11 protein-coding genes and 1 pseudogene are annotated in these 12,525 nt (G+C 64.8%); 10 read left to right on the top strand and 2 right to left on the bottom strand.

What is annotated here, in order from left to right; all coding sequences use genetic code 11:
* Together VFW93_RS14465 and VFW93_RS14460 are read left to right on the top strand one after the other, a co-directional pair.
* The coding region (locus VFW93_RS14465; protein ID WP_329694684.1) for a DUF2145 domain-containing protein at positions 1 to 621 on the top strand (621 nt) is incomplete at its 5' end.
* A gap of 53 nt (positions 622 to 674) precedes the next feature.
* A complete protein-coding gene (locus VFW93_RS14460; protein ID WP_329694683.1) occupies positions 675 to 1,085 on the top strand; it encodes a hypothetical protein in 411 nt (136 codons plus the stop codon).
* Between the two features lie 43 nt (positions 1,086 to 1,128).
* Here the strand turns inward: VFW93_RS14460 and VFW93_RS14455 are convergent, their stop codons facing one another.
* Positions 1,129 to 1,713: a hypothetical protein gene (locus tag VFW93_RS14455; RefSeq protein ID WP_329694682.1), complete on the bottom strand. Its 585-nt coding sequence runs from the start codon at positions 1,711 to 1,713 to the stop codon at positions 1,129 to 1,131.
* A gap of 200 nt (positions 1,714 to 1,913) precedes the next feature.
* Between VFW93_RS14455 and VFW93_RS14450 the strand changes: the two genes are divergently transcribed.
* The 5 genes from VFW93_RS14450 to VFW93_RS14430 all read left to right on the top strand — a co-directional run bounded on the left by VFW93_RS14450 (position 1,914) and on the right by VFW93_RS14430 (position 9,843).
* Positions 1,914 to 2,279, top strand: a complete 366-nt coding sequence (locus tag VFW93_RS14450) for a nucleotide pyrophosphohydrolase (protein ID WP_329694681.1) — start codon at positions 1,914 to 1,916, stop codon at positions 2,277 to 2,279.
* A 113-nt stretch (positions 2,280 to 2,392) separates the two neighbouring features.
* Complete coding sequence (locus tag VFW93_RS14445; RefSeq protein ID WP_329694680.1) at positions 2,393 to 3,517, top strand: 6-carboxytetrahydropterin synthase; 1,125 nt, start codon at positions 2,393 to 2,395, stop codon at positions 3,515 to 3,517.
* 155 nt (positions 3,518 to 3,672) lie between these two features.
* Positions 3,673 to 8,931, top strand: a complete 5,259-nt coding sequence (locus VFW93_RS14440) for a YCF48-related protein (protein ID WP_329694679.1) — start codon at positions 3,673 to 3,675, stop codon at positions 8,929 to 8,931.
* Positions 8,932 to 9,041: 110 nt separating this feature from the next.
* Positions 9,042 to 9,506 (top strand): hypothetical protein, encoded by a 465-nt coding sequence (locus VFW93_RS14435; protein WP_329694678.1) that lies wholly within the window; start codon positions 9,042 to 9,044, stop codon positions 9,504 to 9,506.
* A 19-nt stretch (positions 9,507 to 9,525) separates the two neighbouring features.
* The gene (locus tag VFW93_RS14430; protein ID WP_329694677.1) at positions 9,526 to 9,843 is read left to right on the top strand and encodes a Rieske 2Fe-2S domain-containing protein; all 318 of its coding nucleotides are present in this window, start codon (positions 9,526 to 9,528) and stop codon (positions 9,841 to 9,843) included.
* A 7-nt stretch (positions 9,844 to 9,850) separates the two neighbouring features.
* Here VFW93_RS14430 and VFW93_RS14425 read toward each other — a convergent pair whose 3' ends face one another.
* Complete coding sequence (locus VFW93_RS14425; protein WP_290676749.1) at positions 9,851 to 9,985, bottom strand: hypothetical protein; 135 nt, start codon at positions 9,983 to 9,985, stop codon at positions 9,851 to 9,853.
* Positions 9,986 to 10,313: 328 nt separating this feature from the next.
* Here VFW93_RS14425 and VFW93_RS14420 point away from each other — a divergent pair, with 328 nt between their 5' ends.
* From VFW93_RS14420 to VFW93_RS14410, 3 genes and pseudogenes are all read left to right on the top strand, one after another.
* Positions 10,314 to 10,886: a DUF4255 domain-containing protein gene (locus VFW93_RS14420; RefSeq protein ID WP_329694676.1), complete on the top strand. Its 573-nt coding sequence runs from the start codon at positions 10,314 to 10,316 to the stop codon at positions 10,884 to 10,886.
* Entirely contained in the window at positions 10,883 to 11,890 is a 1,008-nt protein-coding gene (locus VFW93_RS14415; protein ID WP_329694675.1) for a hypothetical protein, read from the top strand. Before VFW93_RS14420 ends, VFW93_RS14415 begins: the two co-directional genes overlap by 4 nt.
* A 15-nt stretch (positions 11,891 to 11,905) precedes the next feature.
* Positions 11,906 to 12,525 (top strand): annotated as a pseudogene (locus VFW93_RS14410) (hypothetical protein); the annotation flags it as partial.

Here is a 12,525-nt window from a genome sequence, read left to right as displayed (position 1 = left end):
CTCTACTACGCGTGCGACGAAGGCAAGCCCCGCGTTTATGACCAGGGCATGTCGGGCTTCCTGCTGGGGACCGACAACCCTTCCGTGGGCTATCTCTCGGTGGTGCTCCTGCCTGAAGACCAGGCCGCACCACTGGAGCGGGCCGCCCTCGACAAGCGGCAGGCCCTGCAGGTATTGGGCAGCCAGTACAGCGCCAATGCTCATGCCTTCAGCGTGCGCTATCAGAACTGCAATCAATGGGTGATGGAGCTGCTGGCTTCCGCCTGGGGCGGCGCGCGCGTGCTGGAGGCGCCGGACGAGCGGGTGGCGGCTCAGGCGTGGTTGCAGGAGCAGCACTACGCGCCCAGCGTGGTGGAGCTGGGCAGCCGCTGGCTGTTGTGGGCGGCGCCCTTCATCCCCTTCGTGCACACCGACGACCATCCTCGACAGGACCTGGATCAGCAGCGCTTGCGCATCAGCATGCCTGCCGCCATCGAGGCCTTTGTGCAGCACGAGGTGCCCCAGGCCCGGCGCATCGAGTTCTGCCACGTCGACAAGCGGGTGGTGATTCACAGAGGTTGGTCGTCCATCCTTGACGGATGTCAGGCTGTAGAGGGCGATACCGTCATCGATCTGGACTAGTGCCTCAAAACTTTGGTATAAATCGTATAAATCATTTATACCGGAGATTGAACATGGCTCAGACACCCGCCAAAAAAGCCCCCGCCAGGAAGGTCGCTCGCAAAGTTGCCAGCAAGACTGCCATCGTGAAGGTGGTCGCGAAGAAGGCGCCAGTAGCCAGGAAGGCCGTCGTGGTCAGCAAGCCTGAAGTGAAGGCTGACGTGAAGCCCGAAGTCAAGGCCGCCAAACCCGTGAAGCTCAAGGTCAAACTCGTGCGCGACAGCTTCACCATGCCAGCAGACGACTGGGCGCTGATCGACCAGCTCAAGGTGCGCGCCATCGGCTTCAAGCGCCCTGCCAAGAAGAGCGAACTGCTGCGTGCCGGCCTGCAGGTGCTGGCCGGTTTGCCCGACAGCGCCTTGCAGATCGCGCTGGACAAGCTGCAGCCGCTCAAGCCTGGTCGCCCCAAGGCCGAGAAGAAGTAAACCGTGCCGGGCTGAATTGGCGCCCGGTGTGAAGAAGCGCGCCTCAGCGCCCGTCCTCGGACTGCGCTTCCAGCCGCATCAAGGTCTGCTCCAGCGGTTGAAGCTGGGCCAGCGCCTCGTCCACGTGCAGTTGCGTGAACAAGGTCTTGGCCGTGTCGACGTGTTCGCGTGCGCAACGCGGGTTGCCGCCGAACACGCAGGCGAAGGCGATGAACAGGTGGCCATCTGCCACGTATTCGGGCACCTGGGCTTCCGTCACCAGGGTCTCGCCAGCGCGCTTGAGGGCCACCATGTCGCGCATGCGCATGGCGATCATGGCCTTGATGCGTGAGGCGATCACACGGTTGAAGGGGCGAGCCTGGGTGGCGGCCAGGGCCTCGCAGCGCAAGGCGACGGCACTGGCCGAGGCCACGTCGTCCTGTTCGTAGATCAGCGAGACAGCTTCTTTCACACCGTCGCTGTCACAGGGGATCGCCCCGGCGGCGAAGGCTTCGACCTGTTTGCTCGCCTCGTGCACGGGCGTGGCGGTGCGGGGGGCCGCGGCTTGTACGGCACAGGTGCCGAAAAGCGAGACCAGGGCGCTCAGGGCGCCGGTGACAAACAGCTTGCGAGAAATGGCTTGTGGCATGGGGCCTCCGACCGGCTTGGCTGTCGCATCGCCAAAGTGGGCAACGCTCAGGGTCAACATACCGGAGCCAGTCGTGTTCGCTCGCTCAATAAGCCGGGCCGCCTGGGCTTTTATGTGGTCGCTGAGGCCGGCATCGCCAGGGAGTCATTCGGCGAGATACTAGCGTCTCGATTGGCTCAAAGGCTTCGCGCCGCTCAACCGTGTCAGCAGACCAGGCCCCGCTCACCGTCGCTCAACTCGCCCAACGCCTCCAGCAGTTCGCCGATGCGCGCGAGTGGGGGCAGTTCCATTCGCCCAAGAACCTGGCATCGGCCCTGATCGTCGAGGCAGGTGAGCTGCTGGAACACTTTCAGTGGATGACGGAGGCGCAAAGCCGCAGTCTGGATGCGGACAAGAAGCAGGCCGTGGCCCATGAGATGGCCGATGTGCTGCTTTATCTGGTGCAGTTGTCCTCCGCGCTGGGCGTGGATTTGATGGCGGCAGCCAGCGAGAAGATGGCGCTCAACGAGCAGAAGTATCCGGTGGACGTGGCCAAGGGCAGCAGCCGCAAGTACGACGCGCGTTGACATGACGGGCGGCCAGGCCTTGAGACGGCTCAAATCCTGCCCGCCATCTCCTTGGCAATTCACGCTGCAGGTGAGACAGTCGAGCCCCTTGCCTGTCGTCCCCTCTGCCCATCGTGCCTTTGCCTTCGCTTTCTACCCTTCACACCGCCTCGCGCCACTTCGAATCCGCCCGCCAGGTTGGCATCCTGCCCAGCGGACATCGCTCCCATGGCTTGCACGGGCACAGCTTTGTCGCTCGCATCCGCGCTGATCTGCCTGCGGGCTGGGCGCCTTATCCGGGCGCCGAAGTACACACACTGGGCCAGCGCCTGGCCGCCTGCACCTCACAGCTGGACTACCGCCTCCTCAACGAGGTGCTGCCCGCTGATCTGCCGCCCACCGATGAAAACCTGGCGCGCTGGCTGCGCGATGAGCTCGTCACCCGGCAGCAGGTGATCGGGCTGGAGCAGGTTGGTATCCAGAGCACGGCCGACCAGGGGGTGGACTTGGATCGCCACGACCAGGCGCATGTATGGCGCCGTTACCGCTTCCAATCTGCCCACAAGCTGCCTCATGTGCCCCTGGGGCACAAATGCGGGCGCCTGCATGGGCATGGCTTCGAAGTGATCGTGCACGCCAACCAGAACACCGGTGGCCGTGACATCAGCATCGACTACGACCACCTCGATGCCATCTGGGCGCCCTTTCACTATCAGCTCAACCACAAGTACCTCAACGACATCGAGGGGCTGGCCAATCCCACCAGCGAGGTCATTGCAGGCTGGCTCTGGTCAAGGTTGAAGGCAGTCCTGCCCGCGCTCTCATGGGTCACCGTGTACGAAACGGGCTCTTGTGGCGCCAACTTCAACGGTCACGACTACCGCATCTGGAAGGAGATGACGCTCGACAGCGCCTTGTTCCTGCGGCATGCGCCGTCCGACGACCCGCATGCGGCCATCCATGGCCATACCTACACCTTGCGCCTGCATCTGGCGGCGCCGCTGGACGAGGTCATGGGCTGGACGGTCGATTTTGGCGACGTGAAGACCCTGTTCAACCCCATCTTCAAAATGCTGGACCACCAGCCCTTGCACGAACTGCCGGGTCTGGCTGATTGCGACGCGGCCAGCTTGTCGCACTGGATATTGAACAAGGCGCGCGAGGTGCTGCCCCAGGTGGACCGTGTGGACCTGTATCAGACGCGTGGTTGTGGTGCATTGGCGCTGGTAGGCGCCGAGGGGCCAGCGCTGCCCATCTGATACGACGGGCGGAAGGACGACCTGGCCGCCCGGGTTGCGGGTCGGCAACAGCGCCGGCAGAAAGCTTGAGCGGCCCCAAGACCTTGGGATGGCCCTGGCGGTACAAGTGACATAGCCTGGGGTCACCACCATGAATGTCCAAGGGAAGCCGTCGCATGCAAGCGCCCAGTGAAGAAGCCATGAGCCAGTCCAGCTCGAACGCGACCGTCGAGCAGGCGCCGCCAGTCAAAGGGGGCGATGCCGGGGGTGGCCGTCAAGGTGGCGGTGGCGCGTCGGGTGGTGGCGGCGGACGGGCCCGTCGATGGACGGCGCGCTTTCACATGCCGCGCTGGTTGCATTGGGGTTTGTTGCTGCTGTGCGTGGTGCTGGCTGCTGCAGGTACCTGGCTGGCCAGTCGGCAATTGCCGGCGGCCGATGCCTGGCGTGCCAGCCGGCTGAGTGAGGTGGGCTTGTGGACCTGGTTGTCGCAGCCCCTGGAGTACAACGCCTTCAAGCGCACGGTGGTGCAGGGTGACTTGAATGCGGTCTACCACCTGCCGGGAACAAACGACGTCTGGGTGGTGGGGGATGATGGCCTGATCCTGCATTCAGCCGACGGTGGCCTGAGCTGGACACAACAGAACCCGCCGCTTGCGCAGCGAACGCCTGGCATGGCAGACGGCGTCCCTGATGGCGCGCCGACGGATCAGACCGCGCCAAGGGTGCAGCCAGGCGCACCTGCCACCGCGGCCAGCCTGGACCCACGTCGTGTTCGCTGGTTCGACTGGGTGCCCGGTCTGTCCAGCGCCCATGCGGCCACAACCAATGCCTTGCCAGACAGCCGGCCGGAGCAAGCTGGCGTCTCGGTGGCCTTGGACAACCTCGCCGAACAAAAGGCACCGCCATCCAGCCAGCAGCAGGTCCAGACGGTTCGCTCGCCTGAGCAGCTGAAGTCCATCTCGCTGCCCGTGCAGCCTGTGGCGCAGGGGAACGCGCCGCCCGAGGTCAGCAAGGTCGTCAAGCCGGCAACGCCCAAGGAGAGCAAGACGCCCAAAGCGGCGCAGAAGCCCGTTTCGCCCAAAACCGAGGTGGCGGCGCCACCCCCGGCCACAGCGACCGTGAGGGCGGTCACCCTGGTCAGTGACCCGCTGCGTGTGGGCCTCAAGGGTGTGCATTTCATCAATGCGCAGCAAGGTTGGGCCGTGGGCGAGCAGGGCGTGCTGCTGGCCACCAACGATGGCGGCAGACGTTGGGCGGTGCAGAAGCTGCCCGCCCTGGTGGGCAGCGCCACCTTGCGATCCGTGGCCTTCACCGCCGACGGACGACGCGGCTGGTTGGTGGGCGACACGGGCGTGTTCCTGCAGACCCTGGATCAGGGCCGCTCGTGGCAACAGCAGGCCTATGTTCAACCGACCAAGGACAAGCTCACCGGTGTGAGCGTCAGCGCGCAAGGGCTGGTGATCGTGGTGGGCGAGCGTGGCCATGCGTATCACAGTGTGGATGGCGGCGAGAACTGGAGCTCGGTGGTGGGCCGCACAGGCTCCGTCGTGGCCGTGCAGGCGGTGAGCGCTGCGGGCAAGTTGGCCTGGCAAGCAGGCAGCCAGGGCGCCGTCGTGCGCTATGACCCTGGTGTCGCCAGCAACATCTTCGACGCAGGGCGAGGCGTGAAGGATGATTGGCAAGGCATCAGCGCCATGGCCGATGGGCTGCGTGTCTGGCTGGTGGGCGCCAAGGGCCGCATCCTGTTCACCCGGGAGGGGGGCAGCAAGTGGGATGAACAAGCCAGCCTGACCCGCCACAACCTGCGTGCCATCCATGTGGATCCGGACGGGCAACGTGGCTGGGCCGTGGGCGAGCACGGCACCTTGCTGGGCACGCAGGACGGCGGCGCCCATTGGACGCGTCTGGCCGGTGGTGAAGACCTCCTGGCCGACTTCGCCTTCGCGGCCGATGGTCAGCAAGGCTGGGCCATCGGGCCTTGGGGCACGCTGCTGGGCACCCGTGACGGCGGGGCCTCCTGGCATGTGCACACCCTGCCTACGGTGACGTCTACTGGTGCGAGCAAGCCCGAAGCCGTGCAGCAACCCGGTCAGCTGCGTGCCTTGTCCGTGTCTGCCGACGGGCGCCGGATCTGGGCGGTGGGTGACAGCGGCACCCTCGCGGCCAGTCTGGATGGTGGCGCTTCCTGGTCCTTGCAGGTGCTGGAGCCGCGCAGCCCCGAATCGCGCGATCTGCACGCCGTGCGCTTCACGGCAGATGGTCGGCGTGGCTGGGTGGCTGGCGCGCATTTTCTCGCGTCGACCAATGACGGTGGCCAGACCTGGGTGCGTGCGGACAAGGGCCAGATCGTCATCGTGTCTCAGGCCTTCGCCGGGCGGGATGCGCGGCTGCATCTGAACGCCGATGGACAACAGCTCTGGATGAGCAGCGGGCGCAACGTGCTGGGCAGCCGTGATGGCGGGCAGGTCTGGTTTCCCCAGATCGGTTTGCCGGACCGAGCCCCGCAACGCCTCACGGATCTGCAGTTCACTGCGGATGGCCAACGAGGCTGGGTGGTGGGCTCTCAAGGCGTGGTGCTCGCCACCGAGGATGGTGGCAAGAGCTGGCTGGCCTGGAACACCAACCCGGGTGGCGCCAGCAAGCCCATGGGCCGCACCGGCACGGATGCCTGGTTGCACAGCGTGGCCGTTCTGGGCAACGGCAGCCAGATGTGGGCCGCTGGTGAAGGCACGCTGTTGCAGACACTGGATGGCGGGCGCAACTGGCAGCTTCAGCCCGCACCGGGTGGCGACGCCCGCGTGATCCGCTTCAGCGCCGATGGCAAGCGGGGTTGGGTGGCGGGTGCCGGTGCCAGCCTGCACACCACCACCGACAACGGCCAGCACTGGTTGCCGTTGGCCACGTATGAGCGGCACTGGGCGCCCTGGTATGCCTTGCTGCTGGTGCTGACGGGGCTTCTCGCCGCCGCCTTGTTGATGTTCGTGGACGCCAGCGAGCGCGTCGCTGCCGAGGTGGACGACGAGCCTGTCGGGCAGGTGGCCATGGTCCTGAGCAGCGACAAACCCGTGGAGGACAAGGCCTCGGACCGCCTGGGCTTTCGGCCGGCCGTGGAGGCCTTGTCGGCCTTCATCCGCAACGCCCGAACCGAGCCCCGCATCACCCTGGCGGTGACGGGCGAATGGGGATGCGGCAAGAGCAGCGTCATGCGCATGCTCCAGACGGATCTGAAGCAGGCCGGTTTTCGCACCGCCTGGTTCAACGCCTGGCACCACCAGCAGGAAGGGCGCCAGCTCACGGCCTTGTTCAACGTGGTCATGCAGCAGGCCGTGCCGCAGTTCTGGCGCCAGCCCTTTGCCTGGTTGCGCGTGCGCAGCCGCCTGATATGGGGGCGTGGCTGGTTTTACCGATCCGTGGCGGTGGCCATGGCCGGTGCCCTTGCGATTGGTGCGGGTGACCTGTTCAGCGTGGGCACGCAGCCCGCCATGGAAAACCTCAGGCTGAACTTCAAGCACTACATCCTGCAGCAGCAGCAGACCATCGTCACGGGCCGCACGCTGGACAAGCTCGACCCCTTCCGCCGTGCCCTCGCCAAGAATGGCACCGCGGCGGTGGCGGTCCCGGCGTCGGGTGCCGAAGCGGCCAGCGCACCGGCGCCTGCGGATGCGCTTGATGCCGCAGCCGAACCGGGCGCTCGGCCCTACAGCGTGGCCGAACTGGCCGCGCTGGCGCATCTGCCGCCGCCCGCCGCTGGCAAACCGGCCACCCTGCCAGCCGACCCCTGTGACGTGCGTGAACTGGTGCAGGCCTTGCAGAAGGCCGTGCCGGTGCGCCCCGAGATCTACTGCTACATGAAGCACGCCTTGCTCTGGGAGCCTGCTACGCAGATGCAGCAGTGTGGTGACCGCCGCGATGTGCCGCTCGAACGCCGCTGTGTGTTCGAGCAGCCCCTGGATCTGCTGGCCACAGTGCGCGCGCACATCCCCGATGGCAAGCTGCGCCCCAGTGAAGAGCAGGCCATACGCGATGCAGTCGAAACCGTGCCGCCACCCACGCTCTTCCCCTGGTTGCAGCGTTCCCTGCTGGGCGGCTTCATCGGATTCATCCTCCTGTTGTTCACCAAGGGCTGGACGATAGGCGGCTTGCAGATCCTGGAGCCACTCAAGGCCTTGCTGGGCCAGGCCCGCCAGGCCGAGGAGGGCAAGGAGCCCACCGGCACGGTCGAGCGCTGTCGGGCGGAGTTTGGCCTGCTGACGGAGGCTCTGGGCGGCCGCCTGGTGATCTTCATCGATGACCTGGATCGCTGCTCGGTCGAGACGGTCAACGGGCTCATGGAGCTGACCAACTACCTTGTGGACGTGGGGCAGTGTTTCGTCGTCATCGGGGCGGCGATGGACCGAGTGATGAGCTGCATCACCCCGCCCGTCAAGGATGAGACCGGCACCTATGCGCGCGACTACCTGCGCAAGCTGGTGCACATCGAGCTGCCGGTTCCCGAGGCACAGGATCGCCTCAAGGAGCTGATGGTCGTGGTCAAGCGACCCAAGGGGGAGGATGACACGCCACGTTGGCGCAGGGCCCTGGACGGCCTGCTCACGCTGCTGACGAACTGGCGTCAGCAGATCCTGCAACTGGTCTTGCTGGGCGCGGTGCTGGGCATCCTGTCGCTGGCCTTCATGTGGGGGCGCGTGCTGCAGGAGGGCGGTGAAGGTCATGTGCAGGACATCGACCGGGCCACTGCGAGCGCATCGCCCCAGAACCGATCAAGCGGCATGCCCACAGCCCGCAACGGGCTCGATCAACAAGCCCTGGATGCCTTCAATGGGAACCCGACGGCAGACCCCGTCGAGCCTCGTGCTGAAGCCAGCCTGGTGACGGCCGGGCCCGAGGCGCGCCTGACGCCCGCCATGTGGTGGGGATTGGCGTTGGTCCTGCCCCTGGCGGCCTTGTTCTGGCGTTGGCTTGTCTCGCACCGGGCCGAGATCACCGTGGCCCTGGGCGGGGCCATTCGCCTGCATGATTCCGGTCGCTTCATGGACGCGCTGGACCTGTGGAAGGAGGTGGTGGTGGCGGCAGACCCGACGCCCCGCCACGTCAAGCGCTTCTACAACCGTGCGCGTTTGTTCGCGGCGTATGAACAGCGCGATGTGGCCTCACGCAAGATGGCGGCGACACCGGAGTCGCATCTGGTGATGCTGGCCGCCTTGCATCACACGGGGCAGGAAAGGTTGGTGCAACTGAAGCAAGCTGTCAGCCTGTACCGCAGCCAGGGTGACGACATGGCAGCCCAGATGTCTGGTGTGCTCAAGGTTTTGGCCAGCTGGCCGCAGGCACTTCAGGATGCCTTGAAAGCCCATGCGCAGATGTTCAAGGCCTTGCCCGATGCTGCCCAGATCGATCGTTTCGAAACCCGTCTGCGGGGCTTGCTGGTGACCTGAAGCGCACCTGCCTATCCCACCGGTTTGCTGGGTTGAATACCCGAGCAAACACCTGTCCTTGTGCAGAGGGCTTTCAATGGCGTTGTCCTCATCCTGTTCGAGCCAACGCCATGCCTGCCCTGCTGCTGTCTTCCACCGCTGTTGCCATCAAACCCGCCAAGCCCAATGGCCTGGCTGATCTGGGCGTGCCTGTGACCGACGCCACCGTGGTCAAGAAAGGCAAGCTCGGCGAGTTCGAGCAAGCACAGGACAGTGGCAAGGTGGGGCGCCGCTTTCAGAACATCCGCGTCACCGCCGTCAAGACCCGCGAGGGTGGTGTGGAGTCATCCAAACTGATCGTGGCCTTCGAAGTGTTCGGTGATGACAACGTGCCCGTGGTGGGCAACCAGGGCGTGGCAGCCGTGCTGAACGCGGGTGACACCAAGCTCTTGGACCTGCCCTTGGGCCCGCTGTTTCTGCCCTATGCCTGCGCCTGGTACGAGAACCGCTATGCCGCCGACATCAGCAACGAGATCTTCGACCAGCTCGACAGTCTGAGCTTTGTGGCCCGTGCCGACGAAGTGCGCCTGATCTGACCCTAGGCACAGGCAGATCATGGCCTTTCAGACGCTTTGCAAGCAGCGCTATCTGGGTGAGGGCGAAAGCACGCCCTTCATGCTTGATGGCCGTGAGGTCCTCGTGCTGTGGCCCGACGGCGGGCAGCCCAGGGCGTTTGAAGGCGTGTGCCCGCATGAGGGCCAGAGCCTGGTCAACAACTCGGATTTCAATGGCCGCATCCTGGTGTGCACGGTGCACGGCTGGGTGTTCGATGGTCGCAATGGTGAAGGCTTGAGGCCGGAGGGCTGTCGCCTTCGCGAGTATCCCTTGCGCATGGTGGACGGCGGCCTGGTCGAGGTGGACCTGGACGCCTGATCCGCGCTCAGCGGTGCACGAACTGGCAGGCTTTCGTGTCAGGGTTGCACACGCGCACCATGTTGGTTTTCACATGTGTGGCAAACAAGCCCTGGGCAATCACGATGCCTGCGATCAAGGCGATGGACAGTCTGACACTCATGCTGATCTCCTGCAGTGCAAGCGAATGTAAGTAGCGTAGTGATGGAGACGCTGCCGCGCTACCGGGTCGATACCCTGGAACACGGGGAGCATGAACCCGATGAGGCGCCAGGTGTTGACGATGTCACGAACCACGGGGCGCTGCGCGAATCAGACAACCCAGCTTCTTTGCGCTTTGACCATTGACTTGAGTCAACTGCAGGCCCCCCTAGAACGTAGTCTTTAACCGTTTTGCAACCTCTGTTCTCATAGACTGAAATCGAGTTTCATCTTTGAAGAATGAGGCAACAAATGCAGTGGGGCAGATGCGAGTTTCAAGGTGGTCGCCCATGATCGACCTCGCCTTGAAGTTCCTCAGCGACGAGGCCAATGGCTTCATGTCGCGCCGGCTTGGCCTGGCTTTGGGCAAGCTGGATGTAGGGCCTTTGGTGGATGTCACCACGGGTGCCCTGGCCCTGGCGGGTGACACCACGCGCATGTCGCTGTTTCAGATCGAGGAAGAGCGCGTGCTGCGCGAGCAGATGCCTCAGCGCCAGATCGTCGGCGGTCGTGAAATCACCCTGCCTCCTCCCTTGAAGGTCAACCTGATCGTGGTGGTGACCGGGCGCTTCCAGAAGTACGACGAGGCCTTGCGCCGTCTGGCCTGCCTGCTCACCTTCTTCCAGTCACACCCGGTGTTCACGCCGGCTGATTACCCTGGCATGCCCGCGGGCATCGAGCGGCTGACGGTGGAATTGCTCAACTATGGCCCGGATCAGCTCAACCAGCTGTGGACGTGTATTGGCACCAAGCACATGCCGGCCATGGTCTACCGTGTGCGCCTGCTGTGGCTGCAGGATGTCGAGCCCCAGGGCACAGGTCAGCCGGTTACCGGCATCCAGACGAAGATGGCGCTGCGATGAACACCGGGTTTCGCACGCTCTGGACGATCTCCGTCTCGCACGACTTCCATGATGGCGTGTGTGACGCCTTGAGCTTCGTCGTGCCACCGGCCACCCAGGAAGCCTTGAAGGCCATGCGGGGCATCGCGCGCGAGCTGAACGGCCAGTTGCATGTGCTGATCGAAGAGGATGCCGATGGGCATGCCGTGGTGGACAGCACCGGGCGCACGCTGGTGTTCGGCTTGCTGCCTGGCAGCACCTTGTTTGCGCAATACACCAGTGATCTGGCGCTGGCCAAGGGCGAGCGGGCGCTGTTCACCAACGAAGCCAGCGTGGATGCCATTGGAGCTGCGCCGCGTGGTGTGCGCATCGTGGCGCCTCGCATGAGCATCACGCCCATCAGCACCACGCGCCCGCTGACCCTGCGTGCCATCACCGCAGAAGGCTTGCCCAAGGCCAGCGTCACACTGAAAGACACCGATGCCGCCTGGCAGTGGGATGCAGGCGGCCTGACTGGCGAGGTGCTCATCACTGAGGAAGATCAGCCTGGTCATGTGCTGGCGCAGCAGCGCCTGTTCATCGGGCAGGGCCTGAGCGACTGCTGGGGTCTGCTGCAACTGAAGGTGGGGGCTGATCACGTACAGCATGGCCACGCTCTCACCTTGAGCCTGGCTGCGCGCGAAGACGTGCTGCGCTACTACGTGCTGGTCAAGCCAGCCAACCAGGCCGATCTCGACAGCATCCAGGTGCTGGATCAGGGTGCGGCTGCTGCCGGTCGCACACCGATTGTCTTCACCCCTCACCTGCCGCCCTTTGGCGCAGGCTATCTCACCCCGGATCTGCTCGATCCGGATCACACCCGTCAGGTCGTGTTGTTTGAAGCTGATGCCCCGCTGGCCCGCCAGGCCCGAGGTCCGCACGGCATCGCACTGCAACGTCTTGGCGAGGTGGTCATCGGCGATCTGCCTCAGCCCGGTGCCGAGCGCAGTGATGCCCAGTTTGTCGTTCACCTGAGTAAACCGTAGAGGAGCGAATCCGCCATGCCAACCTATCGCACGCCTGACGTGTATGTCGAAGAAATCTCGGTGTTCCCGCCCTCGGTGGCCGAGGTGGCGACTGCCGTGCCCGCCTTCATTGGCTACACCGCCAAAGCCACACGCGACATCGAAGGCGATCTGAAGAACGTGCCCACACGCATCACCTCGCTGCTGGAGTTCGAGCAGCTCTTCGGTGGCGCCCCCACGCTGGACGTGGCCAAGGTGCAGCTCGATGAGGGTGGCAACTTCGTGCGCGCCGAACTGGGTACGGGCAACGCCAAGCACCTGTACAACAGCATGCGCCTGTTCTTCGACAATGGCGGCGGCCCCTGCTACATCGTGTCGGTGGGCAAGTACACCGACTCGGTAGACCAGAACGTGCTGATCACCGGCCTGGGCAAGGTGGCCACGGTGGATGAACCCACCATCCTGCTGGCCCCGGATGCGGCCTCTCTCAGCACCGACAACCTGGCGGCCTTCCAGAAGGCGGCGCTGGCCCAGTGCGGCAAGCTGGGTGACCGGGTCGCCTTGATGGACACGGTCTACTACGACAACAAGACCGCACACGCCACCGCCGTGGAAGACTTCCGCAGCAAGGTGGGCATCAACAGCCTGAAGTACGG

The organism is Aquabacterium sp., from assembly GCF_036279675.1.
Taxonomy (GTDB): Bacteria; Pseudomonadota; Gammaproteobacteria; order Burkholderiales; family Burkholderiaceae_C; genus Aquabacterium.
The sequence above is the reverse complement of the archived record's forward strand: the minus strand, read 5'-3'. Positions and strand labels throughout refer to the sequence as shown.